The following is a 16,683-nucleotide window of genomic DNA, read 5'->3' on the forward strand; positions in this document are numbered from 1 at the left end:
GGCACCCCGGAAGCACCTCCTGAAGGACTCTTTGTGACTCAAGTCACAGTTTATCCGGTGACCTCTCGCCCGGTGTGCGCGGAAACCGCCCGCAGCGCGACCGGCAACCCGTTGACCACCGGGCCGACGCGCCCGCCGACCGGGAGCCAGCCCGGCCCGGCCGCGCGCACCGGCACGTCCCGGCGGGCGAGTTCGGCCAGCAACGAGGCGTCGGCGGTGTAGGGCGTCATCGACCAGAGCAGCACCAGCACCGGGTCGAGCCGGGCCGCGGTCCGCACGACCACGCCGGGTACCACCATCTCGCCGAGGAACACCACCGGGACGCCGGCTTCCCGCAGCACCGTGGCCAGCACCCGCATCGGGAGGGAGTGCCGCTCGGCCGCACAGCAGGCCAGCAGCACCGGCCGGTCACGCGGTGGTGGCGAGGCCCGGGCCGCCTGGCGTTCGAGCGCCGCCGAGACCGCCCCGGTCAGGGCCCATTCGGCCGCGAAGGCACTTTCCCCGGCCTGCCACCGCTCGCCCTGCCGGCGGAGCACCGGGGTCAGCACGTCGGTCCAGGCCGCGATCGTGCCGTGCCCGGCCAGCAGTTCGTCGAGCAAGCCGGCCAGCGCGTGGAGGTCGACGGCCGCCGCGGCCTGGTCGATCTCGCCGGCCCGGAGGCGGGACCGCGCGGGGGTGACGGCTTCGGAGAGCACCAGCCCGGCCGCGGTCCCGGCCCGGATGCCCTGGTTCACCAGGACGCTCATGCGCCGCAGCCGGTGCAGCTCCCGCGGCCCGTAGAACCGCTGGCCGCCCGGCCCGCGACGGGCGGGCCCGAGACCGTACCGGCTGTCCCACGCGCGCAGGAGGACAGGCGACACCCCGAGCGCGGTGGCGATCTGTCCCGTCGTCCACCACGAGGTCCGGTCGGTGACCTCCGGTTCCGGCCTGGTCGTCACTCGCCCCACCCCTGGTCACCCACGCACCGGCCCCGGGTCAGGCAGCGGTACCACCGATGATGGCCCAATCGAATCGCTTGTGCAACGCTTTGGGGTGACAGGCGCGGTCAAATCAAGCGGCTTGGCCGGGCTTACGGGAGCATCCCGGCGTCTCGCGTGCTTTTGCATCGATTTCGGGTGCGGCTCCGAGGCGGGTGCACTCGGCGCTGAGGGTCACCCGGTACCCGAGCAGGAGCAGCACGTGGAGCAGGTAGAGCCACAGGATCAACGCCGACACCGCGCCGACGGCCCCGAGGCCGCCGAACGGCACGCTCCAGTCCAGCGGGATGGCCAGGAACAGGAGGAACCCGTGGAAGAACCCGGCGAGCACGGCCGCCACGGCGAAGGCGCCCACCACCAGGGGCCCGCGGCGCACACCGCGCGGGGCACCGCCGGCGAACACGATCGCGGTCACCGCGGCGATGATCAGCCAGTCGATGTGGAACGACAGCGTGATGCCCCAGAACGTCGCCCAGCCGCCGCGGGTGTAGAAGCCGGCCACCGTGTCGGCGGTGGCCAGCGGCGCGATCGCCAGGGTCGGGCTGAGGACGAGGACGGGCACGAACATCAGGCGCCCGCGCCAGCCCACGAGGGCGCCGGCGGGCTGCCCGGCGACCTGAACCAGGCCGCGCAGCAGGCCTTCGCCGTAGAAGGTGGCCGGCAGCAGGGTCACGAGCAGCGCGGTCCACGACGTGCCGAGGGCGGCCGTGGCCAGGGCTTCGAGCGCGGGACCCGGCCCGTGGCCCGGCGGCAGCGCGTCGACCCAGCGCGAAACGCCGTACCGGACGAACGCCGGCGACCCGAGGAACGCGGCACCCCGCAGGGCGACGAGCGCCAGCGGGACGACGGCCAGCACGGCGAAGAACGTGACACCCGCCGCCCACAGGGACAGGTCCCGGCCGCGGAGTTCCCGGCCGGCGTGGCGCAGGACGACGCCCGCACGGCGGGCCACTTCGCGGGCGTTCACGTCGATGCCCCGGCGCGCGAGGAGGACGACGGGGTCGCCGGCTGGTCCCGGGTGCACGAGCACGACGTGTCGGGCAGCGCGCTCGCCGTCGGCTGGCTGCGGGCGATCCACCTGCTGGCCCGGCCGGTGCTGGGCGTGCCGCCGGACGTGCTCACCGGCTGCGGGGTGCTGAGCGCGCTGGCGGCGGTCTGGCTGGCCTCGCTCGGGGGTGAGGCGCTGTGGTTCGCCCTGGCGGCGATCGTGGCCACGGGGGTGTTCGACGGCCTGGACGGCGCGGTGGCGCTGCGCACCGGCCGCGCCCGCCCGCTCGGCGCGGTCCTCGACGCGGCCGCGGACCGCCTGACGGAACTGGCGTTCGTGGCGGTGTTGCTGGTGCTCGGCGCCCCGGCGGCCTGGTGCGCGGCGATGGCGGCGCTCCTCCTGCTGCACGAGTACATCCGGGCCCGCGCCCAGGCGGCGGGCCTGCGCGGAGCGGGGGCGATCACGGTGGCCGAGCGCCCGACGCGGCTGATCGTGCCGGCGGTCGCGGTCACCGGGGCGGCGGTGGTTCCGGCCGGGACGCCGTGGACGGGCTGGCCGTGGGGCACCACCTGCGCGGTGCTGGGGACCGGGCTGTCACTCATCGGGTTGGCCCATCTGTGGGTGGGTGTCGCGCGGGCGTTCGGGCGGCGTGCGGAGTGAGGCCACGACCGCGGCTGAGGGCGACGCTTGGGGTGGCGCCCGTCGATGCGGGGCCGGCGCCGGGTTCGCGTCCGCCGCTCGCCCTCATCGGCCCCGGCCGCCGCTGCTCGCGGGTCGGCCGGCCGGTCCGATCAGTCCCGCGACGATCTCCGCCGACATCGCCACCAGCGGCAGCCCTCCCCCGGGATGCGCCGACCCGCCGGCCAGGTACAGCCCCGGTACCGGCGTCGCGTTCGCCGGGCGGAGGAGGGCCGCGCGGGGGCCGTTCGACGATGAGCCGTAGATCGCGCCGCCCGGTGCTCCCGTGGTGCGTTCCAGGTCCGCCGGGGTGCGGATCTCGCGCCACAGCAACCGGTCGCGCACGTCCAGGCCTCGCGCGGCGAGGACTTCGAGCACCCGGTCCGCGTACCGCTCCGCCCGCCCCGGCGCCGTCCAGTCGACGCCGGCCGCCGGGTCGTGGCGGGGGGCGTTCACCAGCACGAACCAGGCTTCGCAGCCCGGGGGGTGCAGCTGCGGGTCCGCCGGCGCGCAGAGGTAGACCGCCGGGTCGTCGACCGGCCGGGGCGTGCGGCCGAAGAGCGCGTCGAATTCGGCGTCGTAAGCGGCCGGGAACAACACCCTGTGGTGGCTGGGATCCGGTGTCGTGCCGCGCAAAGCGAGCAGCAGCACGAATCCGGCCGACGACGGCTGCGTCCGCCGCAGGGCTCGGCGCGGCCGGCGGGTGCGGGCGTCGTCGAGCAGGTCGTCGTACACGTGCGTCGCGTCCGCGTTGGCCACCACGACCGAGGCCGCGAGCCGCTCGCCGTCGGCCAGGCGGACGCCGCGGACGCCGGCCGGGCCGGTCTCGATCGCCGTGACCTCGGCGTCCGTCCGGACTTCGACGCCCAGCGCAGCGAGCCGGCCCAGCAGGGCGTCCCCCAGCCGGCGCAGGCCGCCGCGGACGTGCCAGGCGCCGAATTCCTGCTCCACGAACGGGACGACGCTCAGCACGGCGGGCAGCCGCCGCGGGTCCGAGCCCGTGTAGGTCGCGTAGCGGTCCAGCAGCATCCGGGCGCGCGGATCGCTCAGGCGGCGGCCGATCCCGCGCAGGGTGCGCCACGGCGCGATCGCCATCAGGTCCCGGACGCTCCTGGCGTGCTTGAGCAGGTCCCGGGTGCCGTTCAGCGGGCGGCGCAGCACCGGCTCCCCGACCAGGCCCCAGAGCCGCTCCGCGTCGCGCATCAGCCCGCGCCACTCGTCGCCGGCGCCGCCGCCGAAGGCCGCCTCGAGTGCGTCGGGGACCGCCGCCCGCTCGTGGGGGACGGCCAGTTCGGTGCCGTCGGCGAACCGGTAGCGGCAGGCGGGGTCGACCGGGACGATGTCGACCAGCTCGTCCAGGTCGGCGCCGGTGGCCGCGAAGAGTTCGCGGTAGACCGAGGGCAGGGTGAGCAGGGAGGGACCGGTGTCGAACGTGAAGCCGTCCCGGGTGAACGTGGCGAGCTTGCCCCCGCACGACGCCGCGCGCTCCAGCACGGTGACCCGGTGCCCGGCCGCGGCGAGCCGGGCCGCGGCCGCGAGCCCGCCCATGCCGCCGCCCACCACGACGACGGCGCTCATACCGGACGCCCCTTCCACACGAGCCGGCCCGTGATCCGCGCCCGCCACGACCGGCCGATCAGCCCGGCCAGCGCGAGCACCGACACGGGGTGGGCCAGGCTGTCCGGCCACACGCGGCCCCCGGTGCGCCGAGCCGCCACGACCCGCCCGGCGACCCCCGCCGCGTAGCCCACCAGGCCCGCCCGCGAGCCGGCCAGGGCCGCCGCGGCGGGGAGCACCCACACCGTCAGCAGCAGCCCGGCGATCGCCACCGCCGCCGGGGCCGAACCCGTCGCCGACCACAGGGACTTCGTGTAGCCCTCCCGCAGCTGCGGCCACGTCGCGTACATCCGGCACTCCGCGACCCGGCTGCCGTCCGCGACCACCCCGCGGCCGCCCGCGCGCTTCACCGCGCGCATCAGCGCGATGTCGTCCAGCACCTCGCCCGCGACCGCGGTGAACCCGCCGCACTTGCGCAGCATCGCGGCGTCGATGACGAAGAACTGGCCGTTGGCCGCGGAAAGCGACGGCCGCGGCGACGTCTCGGCGAGCCGCAGCGGCAGCAGCACCAGCCACGACCACTGCAGCAACGGCTGCACCAACCGGGCCCCGAGCCCCTCCGCGCGCTGGCGGGGAAACGGCGACACCGCGTCGAGATCCGCCTCGCGCAGCAGGGAAACCGCGGCCGCGACGGCGTCGGGAGCCAGCACGACGTCCGCGTCGACGCAGACCAGCACGCTCCCCCGCGCCCGCTGGGCCAGCTGGTGGCACGCGTGCGGCTTGCCCAGCATCCCCGGCGGTGGCTCGGTGCCGGTCAGCAGCGTCACCCGCGGCCCGGCGACGCGGCGGACGACGTCCGCCGTCCCATCGCTGGAACAGTCGTCGAGCACCAGGATTTCGGCGTCGTCGAGGCCGCGCTGCGCCAGCAGGGACCGCAGGGCCGGGGTGACGCGGTCGGCTTCGTCACGCAGGGGCAGCAGGATCGACACGGCTTCGCGGCATCGGGCCGGCCCTTCGCGCGGCGCCCGGACGATCCGCGCGTTGTACGCCGCGTGCGCGGCACCGGCCACCGCGGCGCAGGCGGCGGCGCGCACGATCACGCGGACACGCGAGCCCATCGGAATCCCCTCCCCAGCCGGATCGCGAACGGCACGGCGACCGCGCCCATGAGCACGCCGCCGGCGACGGCCACCCACGGCCGGCCGAAGAACGCGAAGTGCGCCCACACCGAGGAAAACCACGTCCAGAGGTACAACGCGGGCGCCGGACCGGCGGCGAGGCCCGGGATCGGGTCCGGTGGCCGGGGCACCCAGCGGTGCAGCGCGGCCTGGATGAGGACGGCGACCAGCAGCCAGCCGGCGAAGTTGGTGGCCGGGATGCCGGCCACCAGCGGCAACGACGGTTCGGGCGACGCCCAGATCCAGTACCCCTCGTCCACCATCTGCGGGTCGAGGAAGACGTCCCACGCCGCCAGCGCGCACGCGGCCACCGCGACCACGCCGGCCGGTTTCACGGCCAGCGCCCGGCCGGCCAGCAGGGCCGGCCACGCCATCATCAGCCAGGCGAGCGGGACCACGCCCGGCACGCCGGCGACGGGCCAGCCGAGCAGGTCGGTGTAGGCGTAGCGCCCGAACGGAACTCCCGTGTGCAGGCCTGTCACCTCGGCCAGCAATCCGCCGCCACCCGCGACGGCCGCCAGCGTGACCGCCGCCCGGGCGCCGCAGCGGGACCACGCGTCGGCGAGGGAAGCGGCCGCGAAGCACAGCACCGTGAGCACGGTGAGCGGTGTGCGGCCGCCGGGGTCGGTCACCGAGTAGAGGATCTGGCAGAGCACGGTCGCCGCGGCGCAGAGCCAGGCGGCCAGTGCGGGCGGGGTGGGGTGGAGGCGGGTGAATGCGGCGGTCCGCGAAACCATCACGGAAGCAGAATAACCGTTGGTGAAAGGCTTGAACCTCGTGGACTCGATTTCTCCGGCCACTTCGGCAATCGACGTTTGAATCCATGCAACATGGGCATGACAATGTACGAAGAGCACCCGGCGACGCCCTGGTGTGGGCGGGGCGCCGCCGGGTGCGGGGCCCGCGACCGAGGGTGGGACGGCGGGCCCGCCGGGTCGGCGTGTGGCGTCGCCGCCCCGGCCCCAGGGAAGTCACTTGCGATTCAGGACCGATGCATACCGCCGGGCAACGCTCGGCGACCGCTCGGCACACCGGGCGTATTTGGCGGGGTTGCCCGGTGTTCACCGGCTTCAAGTAGACAAGCTACACCACATGTGAAACGGTTGCGAATCGAATAGGCCGAGAGCGGGAGGGGCGCCGGATGACCGCGACCATGACGACGGGGGCGGCTCGCGCGGGCGACGCGCCCGCCGAGCGGCTGGACGCATTGGGCCGCCGCTGCCTCACCGCGGCGCACGAATTCGTGACCGAGCGGGCGACGGAACATTTCGCCGGACGCAGCGAGGGAGCACTCGCGGAAACCGCGGTTCCGGAGTTCGTCGCGGGCGGGAAATGCCTCCGCCCGCTATTCGCCTACGTCGGGTGGCGGTGCGGGCAACCGGAATCCGACGCCGCCGTCCGCGCGGCCGCCGCGCTGGAGCTGCTGCACTGCTTCGCCCTCGTCCAGGACGACGTGATGGACGGCTCGGCGCTGCGCCGCGGCCGCACCGCGCTGCACGTCCGGTTCGCCCGCTGGCACGAGGAACAGGGCTGGGCGGGCTCGGCGCCGCGGTTCGGCGAGTCCGCCGCGATCCTGTTCGGCGACCTGTTCCTGGTGTGGTCCGAGCAGATGCTGCGCGAGAGCGGGCTGACGGCGGAGCAGCTGGCGCGGGGCTGGGCGCACTACGACGCGATGCGGGCCGAGCTGGCCGTCGGCCAGCTCGCGGACCTGGTGAACGACGCGCGGGCGCTGCCCAGCTGGGACACCCTGCTCGACGTCCTGCGCCGCAAGTCCGGCAACTACACGGTCCGGCGGCCGCTGGAGTTCGGGGCGGCGCTCGCCGGCTGCGGCCCGGAGCTGATGGCCGGGCTGGGCGAGTTCGGCGGCCTGGTGGGCGAGGCGTTCCAGCTCCGCGACGACCTGCTGGGCGTGTTCGGCGACCCGGCCGTCACGGGCAAGCCGGCCGGGCAGGACCTGCGCGAGCGCAAGGCGTCCAGCGTGGTGGTGCTCGCCGCGGCGATGGCCGACCGGCGCCGGCAGACCGAGTTCGCCGAGCTGCTGGACCTGGAAACCGTGGACGACGAGGCGGTTTCGCGCTGGCGGGAGCTCATCGAGGCCACCGGCGCGCGCGAGCGCATGGGCGAGCTGATCCGCGAACGCGCCGACAAGGCACTGGCGGCGATCGACCCGGCGGTGGTCCCCCGGCACGCCGGTGACCTGCTCGCCGCACTCGCGGCCCGCTGCACGGAGCGAGAGCGATGATGGGCGCGCCGAACCCCGCAACCGCCAACCCCACACCACACCAGCGACCCGCCCGCCGCACTCGCGGCCCGCTGCACGGAGCAGGAGCGATGATGGGCGCGCCGAACCCCGCAACCGCCAACCCCGCACCACACCGGCGGCCCACTGTCCGCCCACCGCACGGAGCGCGGCCGACGACAAGCCGACCGACCCGAAGCCGAACAGGCCGAGCACCCGCGGCGACCATCCCCGCCGCCCTCCCAGCCACGGAGCGGAACCGATGAAAACCGTGCCCGGACCGGTCGACCGGGTCGTCGTCGTGGGCGCCGGGCTGGCCGGCCTCGCCGCCGCCCTGCACCTGGCCGGCCGGGGGCGGGAAGTCACCGTCCTCGAGCGCGATCCCGGGCCCGGGGGCCGTGCGGGGCGCGTCGAACGGCACGGCTACCTGCTCGACACCGGCCCCACCGTGCTGACCATGCCGTCGATCCTCTCCGACACCTTCGCCGCCGTCGGGGCCGAGCTCGGGACCGAACTGCCGCTGACGCGGCTCGACCCGGCGTACGTCGCCCGATTCGCCGACGGCAGCACGCTGCCCGTGCACACCGACGCGGCCGCGATGGCCGACGCCGTCCGCGACTTCGCCGGCCCCGCCGAAGCCGCGGGCTACACCCGGCTGCGCGACTGGCTGACCCGGCTCTACCAAGCCGAATTCGACCGGTTCATCGACGCGAACATCGACTCCCCGCTCGGCATGCTCCGGCCGGAACTGGCCCGGCTCGTGGCCCTGGGCGGGTTCCGGCGGCTCGATGGCCGGGTCGGCCGGTTCCTGAGCGACGAGCGGCTGAAGCGGGTCTTCACCTTCCAGGCGCTCTACGCGGGCGAATCCCCGATGCGGGCGCTGGCCCTGTACGCGGTTATCTCGTACATGGACACCGTCGGCGGGGTGTACTTCCCGCCCGGCGGCGTCGCGGCCCTGCCGCAGGCGCTCGCCCGCGTCGCGGCCGACGCCGGGGTCAAGTTCGGCTACGGCGACGCCGTCGGCGAACTCGAACGCGCCGGGTCCCGCGTCACCGCGGTCCGGACCGCTTCCGGAGCCCGCTACCCGTGCGACGCCGTCGTCCTCACCACCGAGCTGCCCGAGAGCTACCGGCTGCTCGGCCGGCAGCCGCGGCGGCCGGTCCCGCTGCGGGCCGCGCCGTCCGCGCTCGTCGTGCACACCGGCGGCCCCGCCACGCACCCCGCGGTCGCGCACCACACCATCTCCTTCGGGCACGGGTGGCGGTCGACCTTCGACGAGCTCATCACCCAGGGCCGGCGGATGAGCGATCCCTCGCTGCTGATCACCCGGCCGACCGCCACCGATCCCGGGCTCGCCCCGGCCGGGCGCCAGCTCTACTCCGTGCTCGCCCCGGTGCCCAACCTCGACCGCGGCCCCGCGGACTGGGCGGCCGAAACGGACGCCTACGCGGAAGAGGTCCTCGACGTGGCCCGGGCCCGGCTGCTCCCCGGCTTCACCCCGGACTTCACGCACGTCATCGGGCCGGCCGAGTGGGCGGACCGGGGCCTGGTCGCCGGGACGCCGTTCAGCTACGCCCACTCCTTCGGCCAGACCGGGCCGTTCCGGCCGCGGAACCTCCCCCGCGGGACGGACAACGTCGTCCTGGCCGGCGGGGCCACGGTGCCCGGCGTGGGCGTGCCGACCGTGCTCATTTCCGGCAGACTGGCTGCCGACCGGATCACCGGAGGGACGCGATGACCCGACGTGAACTCGACGCCGCCGGCATCCGCGAGCCCGGGCTGCGCGCGGCCTACACGTGGTGCCGCCGGCTCAACGCCCGGCACGGCCGCACGTACTTCCTCGCGACGCGGCTGCTGACCCCGGCGCAGCGGCCGGCGATCCACGCGCTCTACGGCTTCGCCCGCTGGCTCGACGACATCGTCGACGAACCGGAGGACGACGCCACGCCCGAAACCCTCGACGCCCGGCTGCAGGAGGTCGAGAAGCGCTTCCTCGCCGACCTCGACGCCGGCGCGAGCGACGACCCGCTGCTCACCGCGGTGATCGACACGGCGACCCGGTACACGCTCGCCAAGGCGTACTTCGAGGCGTTCTTCACCTCGATGCGGATGGACCTCACCGTCACCGGCTACGCCACCCGGGAGGAGCTCGACACGTACGTGCACGGCTCGGCCGAGGTGATCGGCCTGCAGGTGCTGCCGGTGCTCGGCACCGTCGCCCCGCGCGAAGAGGCCGAGCCGAGGGCCGCCGCGCTCGGGAAAGCCTTCCAGCTCACCAACTTCCTGCGCGACGTCGCCGAGGACCTGGAACGCGGCCGCGTCTACCTGCCGGCCGACGAGCTGGCCGTGCACGGCGTCGACCGCGCCCGGCTGCACTGGTGCGCCGCCCGGGGACGGGCCGATCAGCCGGTCCGGGCCGCGATCCGCAACCAGATCGCCGTCACCCGCGACATCTACGCCGAAGCCCGGCCGGGCATCGCCATGCTGCATCCGGTCTCCCGCCCGTGCGTGGCCACGGCGGCGAGGCTGTACGGGGGCATCCTCGACCGCATCGAGGACGCCGGCCACGACGTCTTCGCCGGGCGCGCGGCGGTTTCCCGCGGGCAGCGGCTGGCGGTGGCGTGCGGGGCGGTCGCGCGGACGCAGTGGGCCCGGCGGCGCCACCCGGCGCCGGCGCTCCCGGTGGCGGTGGGCTGAAGTGGGCAAGGCCGAATACCTGGTCGTGCTGGCCGCCTGCGTCCTGGTCACGCTGCCGCTGGAGATCGCGGGTGCGCGGGTCTACCGGCAGCCCCGGCGGCTGGCGCGCGCGGTGCTGCCGGTCGCGCTGGTGTTCCTCGTCTGGGACGCGCTGGCCATCGCCGGCGGCGTCTGGGACTACGCGCCCGAGCACGTCACCGGCCTCCGCGCCCCCTTCGCCGTGCCGCTGGAGGAAATCCTGTTCTTCGTGGTGATCCCGATCTGCGGGGTGCTGACCTACGAGATCGTCCAGCTCACCCTCGCGGTGCTCCGGCGGTTCGGCAGGCAGGAGGCCCGCCGGTGATCCCGTGGGGCTACACCCTGCCCGCGGTCGCCGCCGTGGCAGCGGTCGTGCTGGCCGAGCTCTTCCTGCTGCGCACAGGGTTGTTCCGCCGGCCCGCCTACTGGATCACGATCGTCATCGTGACCGCGTTCCAGATCCCGGTGGACGGCTGGCTGACCAAGCTTTCCGACCCGATCGTGCGCTACGCCCCGCAGCACATCACGAACTGGCGGGTGCCCTGGGACATCCCGGTCGAAGACTTCCTCTTCGGCTTCGCGCTCGTGACCGCCGTGCTGCTGGTGTGGGAACGAGCCGACCCCCGACGGGAGCGAGCATGAACGCGATGGCGAAGGACGGTCTCCCCCGCGGCGCGGTGCCGTCGGCCTTCGACACCGAAGCGCGGTGGTACGACAAGCTGGTCGGCGCCAATCCGGGCTACCACGAGCACCTCCGGCTCTCGGCCCGGCGGCTGGAGCTGCCGTCGGGCGGGACGGGCCTGCGGCTGCTGGACGCCGGCTGCGGCACCGGCGCGTCGACGGCGGCGCTGGTGTCCGCCGCGCCCGGCGCCGAGGTCACCGCGTTCGACGCCTCCGGGGAGATGCTCGCGCGGGCCCGGGCGAAGGCCTGGCCCGACGGCGTCACCTTCGTCCACACGCCGGTCGAAGACCTCGACGGCATCTCCGGCCCGTTCGACGCGATCCTCGCGGCCTACCTGCTGCGCAACCTCAAGGAACCGACGCGGCAGCTGCGGCGGCTGCGCGGGCTGCTGCGTCCCGGCGGCCGCATCGCGGTCCACGAGTACTCCGTCCGCGACTCCCGGCGCGCCCGGTGGGTGTGGAACGCGGTCTGCGCGGGCGTGATCATCCCGCTCGGGAAGGTCACCACCGGCGACGCGACCCTCTACCGCCACCTGCGCCGCAGTGTCCTGGAATTCGACGGGATCGCCGCGCTCGCCGGCCGCCTCACCGACGCCGGCTTCACCGACGTCCGCACCGCCACGATGCCCGGCTGGCAGGACGGCATCGTCCACACCGTCCTCGGCACCAACCCGCAGGAGCACCCGTGACCCGCCCCCTCGGCACCGACCGCCGGATCGAGACGCGCCCGGCCCCGCCCGGCCTGGCCGACGCCGGGCTGCTCGGCCGGCGCCCCACGGCCGCGGTCGTCGGCGGCGGCATCGCGGGCCTCACCGCGGCCACCGGGCTGGCCGAACGAGGCGTCACGGTGACGCTCTTCGAGCGCGACGACCACCTCGGCGGGCGGGTCGGCGGCTGGGCCGACCGGCTGCCGGACGGCACCCCGGTGACGATGAGCCGGGGCTTCCACGCCTTCTTCCGCCAGTACTACAACCTGCGGTCGCTGCTCATGCGCACCGATCCCCGGCTCGACCGGCTGACCCCGCTGGCCGACTACCCGCTGCTGGACGCCCAGGGCCGCACCGACACCTTCGCGGGTCTCCCCCGGACGCCGCCGTGGAACGCGCTGGCGTTCGCCTGGCGCAGCCCGACGTTCACGCGGAAGGACCTGGTGCGCATCAACGGCCGCGGCGCCCTCCCGCTGGCGACGGTCAGCGTCCCGGAGACCTACCACCGGCTCGACGGCACCGACGCCGCGAGCTTCCTCGACGCGATCAACTTCCCCGAGGCGGCCAAGCACCTGGCGTTCGAGGTCTTCTCGCGCAGCTTCTTCGCCGATCCCCGCAAACTGTCCGCGGCGGAACTGGCGACCATGTTCCACCTGTACTTCCTGGGCTCCAGCGAAGGTCTCGTGTTCGACGTGCCCACCGAGCCGTTCCCGCAGGCGCTGTGGGACCCCCTGGCCGGCTACCTGGGCGACCGCCGCGTGACCATCCGGACCGGCACCGCGGTGGCTTCGCTCGATCGCACGTCCGACGGGTTCGCGGTCACCACGGCGGAGGACACCACGCGGTTCGACGCCGTGGTGCTCGCCTGCGACGTGCGAGGACTGCGCGAGATCGTCGCCGCTTCACCGAGCCTCGCCACGCCGGAGTGGCGGGCGGCCGTGGCCGGATTGCGCACGGCACCGCCGTTCCTCGTCCGCCGGCTGTGGCTCGACCGGCCCGTCGAGGCCACCCGGCCGCCCTTCCTGGGCACCGGGAGCGTGCCGCCGCTGGACAACATCAGCCTGCTCGACCGCTACGAGGGCGAGGCACGGCGGTGGGCGGCCCGCACCGGCGGCTCGGTCGTGGAGCTGCACGCGTACGCGGCCACCACCGACGACCGCGAGACGCTGGCGAAGGCCGTGGACGACCGGCTGCACGCGATCTACCCCGAGACGCTCGGCGCGCGGGTGACGGCGTCGATTTCCCTGTGGCGCGAGGATTGCCCGCTGTTCGGGCTGGGCGACTTCGCCCGCCGTCCGACGGTCGGTACCCCCGACCCGGCACTGGCGCTGGCCGGCGACAGCGTGCGGATCGACCTCCCGGTCGCGCTGATGGAACGCGCGGCCACCACCGGCTGGGCCGCGGCCACCACGCTCCTGGCGGGCTGGGGTCTCGCCGGGCACCCGCTGCGCTCGGTGCCCAACCGCGGCCGCATCGGCCTGCTGAACCGGCTCGCCGCGACGAAGTACTTCGGCGGGTGAGCGGGGTGCCGGACCACGAAGTCGTCATCGTCGGCGCCGGGCTCGCCGGGCTGGCCGCCGCCATCACGCTGCACCGGGCCGGGGTTCCGTGCGCGGTGCTCGAGGCTTCGGACGACGTCGGCGGCCGCGTGCGCACCGACGTCGTCGACGGCTTCCGCCTCGACCGCGGGTTCCAGATCATCAACCCGGCCTACCCGGCGATCCGGCGGCTGGTCGACGTCGACGCTCTGCGCCTCGGCCGGTTCTGGCGCGCGGTCCGGGTGGCCGACGACGACCGCGTCTCGCTGCTCGGCCACCCGCTCGACACGCCCAAGGCGATCCGGGACATCGCGGCCCGGCGTTACCTGTCGGCGAAGGACCTGGCCGCGCTCGGCACGCTGTCCGCCCGCGTCGCCGCCGGTCCGGCCCGGTCGATCATCGACCGCGACGACCGCACGACCCTCGACGAACTGCGCCGCGCCGGCGTGTCGGCGCGGGCGGTGGACACCGTGTTCCGGCCGTTCCTGTCCGGGGTGTTCCTGGAGCGCGAACTGACCACGTCGGCCCGGTTCTTCCAGCTGGTGTGGCGCAGTTTCCTGCGGTCGGCGCCGTCGTTGCCGGCGCTGGGCATGGGTGAGCTGCCGCGCCGGCTCGCCCGGGTGCTGCCGACGTCGGCGGTCCACCTGGGCACGCCCGTCGAGGAGGTCCGGCCGGGCCGCGTCCGCACGGCGGGCGGCGAGGTGTGGACGGCCCGCGCGGTCGTCGTCGCGGCCGACGGTTCCACGGCCGCCCGGCTCACCGGGGTCGCGGAGCCGCGGTGGAACAGCGGGACGACGTGGTACTTCGCGCCGCCGCGCTCGCCGTTGCGCGAGCCGGTCATCGTGATCGACGCGCGCGGCGGGCCGATCACCAACACCAGCGTGGTCAGCGAGGTCTGCCCCACCTACGCCCCGGCGGGGGCGGCGCTGGTGAGCGCGTCGGCGTTGACGACGCTGCCCGAACCCGAGGTGCGCCGGGCGCTGGGCCGGGTGTACCGCACGGACGCGACGCGCTGGCCGCTGGTCGCCCGGTACGAGATCGCCCACGGGCTCCCGGCGATGCCCCCACCGCACGAACTCCGGCGAGACGTCCGCTTGGGCGAGGGCCGGTACGTGTGCGGCGACCACCGGGACACGAGCTCCCTTCAGGGCGCCTTGGCGTCGGGGACCCGGGCGGCCCGGGCGGTGCTCGCCGACCTCGGCCGACCGGGCCGAGCGGAGCGCTGAGCACCTCCCGCACTACGGCATCCGGGCGGAAATTCGCTTCCCGCACGGCGAAAACCGTCCGGATCCCGCCGATCGGCCGCCACCGATCGTGTGGTTTCGCCGGTCCTCGTCGCTGGATGGAGTGAAAACCACCCGGCGATCTTCGGTGTTCCGGCCCAGCGCACCCGTGGTTTACGTAGGCCGGATCCGGTGCCGTGCCCCGTTGAGCCCCTTGACACAGGGCGCTCCGGGTGACGCCTTCCCGTCCTGCTAACGAAATCCGGCGTTCTCCGTCTTCCCGAGGCAACCCGCAGTAATCCGGCCTTCGGAAGGAAGTCCATGTCGCGGAGATCATTGTTCGTCGCGTTGACCACGGTCAGCGCCTTGCTCACCCCGGCCGCCGTGGCGGCCGCCGCGCCACCCGGGGTCGATCCGGCCACCGTCGACCTCACGCTCTCCGCCGGGCAGAGCGCAGGCGTGACCAAGCACGTCACCACCTCCGCCGTCCCCCCGAACCCCGACCTCGTCCTGCTCGCCGACACCACCGGCAGCATGGCCGGCGCCATCACCAACGTCCGCACCAACGCCGGTGCCATCACCGGGGACGTGCTCGCCGCGCAGCCGACCGCCCAGTTCGGCGTCGCCGAGTACAAGGACTTCAGCGATTCCGTGCCCTTCAAGGTCAACCAGGGCATCACCGGCAACACCGCCGCGGTGCAGGCCGGGATCAACCAGTGGGCCGCGTCCGGCGGCGGCGACCTCCCGGAAGCCGACCTCAACGCGCTCTACGAACTGGCCTCCGGCGCGGTCACCTTCCGCCCGGACGGCACCCGCATCATCGCTTGGTTCGGCGACGCGCCGTCGCACGACCCCAGCGGCGGGCACACCCTGGCCCAGACCATCGACGCGCTCAAGGCGGCGAACATCCGGGTGGTCGCGGTCAACGTCGGCGCGCTGGACGCCGACGGCCAGGCGAGCGCGATCGCCACGGCCACCGGCGGCGTGCTGCTGAACAACGTGCCGTCGAACCAGGTGTCGCAGGCCATCCTCGCCGGCATCAAGTCCATCGAGGTCACGGTGACCCCGAAGGTCACCACCTGCGATCCGCAGCTGACGCTCGCCAACGCCCCGGCGAGCGTCAAGGTGCCCAGCGGGGACGTCGCCACGTTCACCGAGACCGTCACCGCCAAGGCCGACGCCGCACCCGGCACCTACCACTGCACGGTCGACTACCTGGTCGACGGCGTGTCACGCGGGTACGTCGAGACGACGACCGTGCGGGTGCTCGGCTTGAGCATCAACGACGTCACGGTGACCGAGGGCTCCGGCGGCGCGCCGGTGCCGGCCACCTTCACCGTGTCCCTGCTCGGCGGGGCGAGCCCGAACCCGGTGTCGGTGCACTACGCCACCGGGAACGGCACGGCGACCGCACCCGCCGACTACCAGGCGGCGAGCGGTGACGTGACCTTCGCACCCGGCGAGACGACCAAGCCGGTGACCGTCCTGGTCAACCCGGACACCGTCGACGAGCCGGACGAGACGTTCACCGTCACCCTGTCGGCGCCCTCCGGCGCCGGGCTGGTCCACCCGACCGGCGTCGGCACGATCCTCGACGACGACCGCGACGGCGTCTTCTCCTGCACCGGCACCGCCGCGAACGTCATCGGCATCACCGCGGCCGTGGCGAACCCGGCGAACCTGCCCTGCGCCGACGACATCAAGACCGTCCTCGACGCGACGCTCAACGCGGGCCTGATCCAGGTGCAGACCCACGCGCTGACGTCGTCGACCGACCTGGCCCCCGACAACCAGTCGGCGGCTCCGGCGGCCGGTGACCACGCGCAGGCGTCGGCCAAGATCGACAAGACGGTGATCAGCACGGTCGGGCTGACCATCGAGCTGGGCGTGATCCAGTCCCAGGCGGCGGCGACCTGCCAGCCGGCTGCGGGCGGCCTCGCCCCGGCGCTGGCCGGCAGCTCGAGCGTCGCGTCGCTGAAGATCAACGGCGTCCCGGTCACGGTGGGCACGGCCCCGGTGACCATCGCGCTGGTCATCGGCTCGCTGAAGCTGAACGGCCAGACCATCGCGAACGGCGTCGTGAAGCAGCAGGCCGTCGCACTGGAAACCCCGCTGGCCAAGATCGTGCTGGCGGAGTCCCAGGCCGACGTGCACGGCACCGCCGCGCACCCGGCGGGCAATCCCTGCACGCGCTGATCCGGT

15 protein-coding genes are annotated in these 16,683 nt (G+C 74.5%); 10 read left to right on the forward strand and 5 right to left on the reverse strand.

Annotated features, from left to right (window positions below; genetic code table 11):
* Positions 1-50: 50 nt before the first annotated feature.
* Both C2L58_RS36620 and C2L58_RS36625 read right to left on the reverse strand, forming a co-directional pair.
* Positions 51-938, reverse strand: coding sequence for a MerR family transcriptional regulator (locus C2L58_RS36620; RefSeq protein ID WP_103342226.1), 888 nt, complete (start codon positions 936-938; stop codon positions 51-53).
* A 112-nt stretch (positions 939-1,050) separates the two neighbouring features.
* Positions 1,051-1,929: a YhjD/YihY/BrkB family envelope integrity protein gene (locus C2L58_RS36625; protein ID WP_233226144.1), complete on the reverse strand. Its 879-nt coding sequence runs from the start codon at positions 1,927-1,929 to the stop codon at positions 1,051-1,053.
* On the opposite strand from C2L58_RS36625, the gene C2L58_RS36630 reads away from it, so the two are divergent.
* Positions 1,897-2,625, forward strand: coding sequence for a CDP-alcohol phosphatidyltransferase family protein (locus C2L58_RS36630; RefSeq protein ID WP_233226145.1), 729 nt, complete (start codon positions 1,897-1,899; stop codon positions 2,623-2,625). The two genes, C2L58_RS36625 and C2L58_RS36630, sit on opposite strands and share 33 nt — an antisense overlap.
* 84 nt (positions 2,626-2,709) lie before the next feature.
* On the opposite strand, the gene C2L58_RS36635 is transcribed toward C2L58_RS36630, so the two are convergent.
* The 3 genes from C2L58_RS36635 to C2L58_RS36645 are packed head-to-tail and all read right to left on the reverse strand — an operon-like array spanning position 2,710 to position 6,115.
* Positions 2,710-4,221 carry a phytoene desaturase family protein gene (locus C2L58_RS36635; RefSeq protein WP_103342229.1) on the reverse strand — a complete coding sequence of 504 codons (1,512 nt, stop codon included), beginning with the start codon at positions 4,219-4,221 and terminating at the stop codon, positions 2,710-2,712.
* The gene (locus C2L58_RS36640) at positions 4,218-5,318 is read right to left on the reverse strand and encodes a glycosyltransferase (protein WP_103342230.1); all 1,101 of its coding nucleotides are present in this window, start codon (positions 5,316-5,318) and stop codon (positions 4,218-4,220) included. Before C2L58_RS36640 ends, C2L58_RS36635 begins: the two co-directional genes overlap by 4 nt.
* Entirely contained in the window at positions 5,297-6,115 is an 819-nt protein-coding gene (locus C2L58_RS36645; RefSeq protein WP_103342311.1) for a carotenoid biosynthesis protein, read from the reverse strand. The genes C2L58_RS36640 and C2L58_RS36645 overlap by 22 nt, the downstream gene beginning before the upstream one ends.
* A gap of 404 nt (positions 6,116-6,519) precedes the next feature.
* Between C2L58_RS36645 and C2L58_RS36650 the strand changes: the two genes are divergently transcribed.
* The 9 genes from C2L58_RS36650 to C2L58_RS36690 all read left to right on the forward strand — a co-directional run bounded on the left by C2L58_RS36650 (position 6,520) and on the right by C2L58_RS36690 (position 16,677).
* Complete coding sequence (locus C2L58_RS36650; RefSeq protein ID WP_103342231.1) at positions 6,520-7,620, forward strand: polyprenyl synthetase family protein; 1,101 nt, start codon at positions 6,520-6,522, stop codon at positions 7,618-7,620.
* Positions 7,621-7,879: 259 nt separating this feature from the next.
* Positions 7,880-9,355, forward strand: coding sequence for a phytoene desaturase family protein (crtI, locus tag C2L58_RS36655; RefSeq protein WP_103342232.1), 1,476 nt, complete (start codon positions 7,880-7,882; stop codon positions 9,353-9,355).
* Positions 9,352-10,314 carry a phytoene/squalene synthase family protein gene (locus tag C2L58_RS36660; protein ID WP_103342233.1) on the forward strand — a complete coding sequence of 321 codons (963 nt, stop codon included), beginning with the start codon at positions 9,352-9,354 and terminating at the stop codon, positions 10,312-10,314. Before crtI ends, C2L58_RS36660 begins: the two co-directional genes overlap by 4 nt.
* A gap of 1 nt (position 10,315) precedes the next feature.
* Positions 10,316-10,657: a lycopene cyclase domain-containing protein gene (locus C2L58_RS36665; protein WP_103342234.1), complete on the forward strand. Its 342-nt coding sequence runs from the start codon at positions 10,316-10,318 to the stop codon at positions 10,655-10,657.
* Positions 10,654-10,974, forward strand: coding sequence for a lycopene cyclase domain-containing protein (locus tag C2L58_RS36670; protein ID WP_103342235.1), 321 nt, complete (start codon positions 10,654-10,656; stop codon positions 10,972-10,974). The genes C2L58_RS36665 and C2L58_RS36670 overlap by 4 nt, the downstream gene beginning before the upstream one ends.
* The gene (locus tag C2L58_RS36675; protein WP_103342236.1) at positions 10,971-11,702 is read left to right on the forward strand and encodes a class I SAM-dependent methyltransferase; all 732 of its coding nucleotides are present in this window, start codon (positions 10,971-10,973) and stop codon (positions 11,700-11,702) included. Before C2L58_RS36670 ends, C2L58_RS36675 begins: the two co-directional genes overlap by 4 nt.
* Positions 11,699-13,240: an NAD(P)/FAD-dependent oxidoreductase gene (locus tag C2L58_RS36680; RefSeq protein ID WP_103342237.1), complete on the forward strand. Its 1,542-nt coding sequence runs from the start codon at positions 11,699-11,701 to the stop codon at positions 13,238-13,240. The genes C2L58_RS36675 and C2L58_RS36680 overlap by 4 nt, the downstream gene beginning before the upstream one ends.
* Positions 13,237-14,484 carry an NAD(P)/FAD-dependent oxidoreductase gene (locus C2L58_RS36685; protein ID WP_103342238.1) on the forward strand — a complete coding sequence of 416 codons (1,248 nt, stop codon included), beginning with the start codon at positions 13,237-13,239 and terminating at the stop codon, positions 14,482-14,484. The genes C2L58_RS36680 and C2L58_RS36685 overlap by 4 nt, the downstream gene beginning before the upstream one ends.
* Positions 14,485-14,802: 318 nt before the next feature.
* A complete protein-coding gene (locus tag C2L58_RS36690; RefSeq protein WP_199191629.1) occupies positions 14,803-16,677 on the forward strand; it encodes a Calx-beta domain-containing protein in 1,875 nt (624 codons plus the stop codon).
* Positions 16,678-16,683: the final 6 nt, after the last annotated feature.

This window comes from Amycolatopsis sp. CA-126428 (assembly GCF_002904335.1).
Lineage (GTDB): Bacteria > Actinomycetota > Actinomycetes > Mycobacteriales > Pseudonocardiaceae > Amycolatopsis.

What these genes read in the sequence shown, in the direction of transcription:
- C2L58_RS36635 (WP_103342229.1), bottom strand. Translation starts at nt 4,221, where the DNA reads ATGAGCGCCGTCGTCGTGGTGGGCGGCGGCATGGGCGGGCTCGCGGCC.
- C2L58_RS36640 (WP_103342230.1), bottom strand. Translation starts at nt 5,318, where the DNA reads ATGGGCTCGCGTGTCCGCGTGATCGTGCGCGCCGCCGCCTGCGCCGCG.
- C2L58_RS36645 (WP_103342311.1), bottom strand. Translation starts at nt 6,115, where the DNA reads ATGGTTTCGCGGACCGCCGCATTCACCCGCCTCCACCCCACCCCGCCC.
- C2L58_RS36650 (WP_103342231.1), top strand. Translation starts at nt 6,520, where the DNA reads ATGACCGCGACCATGACGACGGGGGCGGCTCGCGCGGGCGACGCGCCC.
- crtI (WP_103342232.1), top strand. Translation starts at nt 7,880, where the DNA reads ATGAAAACCGTGCCCGGACCGGTCGACCGGGTCGTCGTCGTGGGCGCC.
- C2L58_RS36660 (WP_103342233.1), top strand. Translation starts at nt 9,352, where the DNA reads ATGACCCGACGTGAACTCGACGCCGCCGGCATCCGCGAGCCCGGGCTG.
- C2L58_RS36675 (WP_103342236.1), top strand. Translation starts at nt 10,971, where the DNA reads ATGAACGCGATGGCGAAGGACGGTCTCCCCCGCGGCGCGGTGCCGTCG.
- C2L58_RS36690 (WP_199191629.1), top strand. Translation starts at nt 14,803, where the DNA reads ATGTCGCGGAGATCATTGTTCGTCGCGTTGACCACGGTCAGCGCCTTG.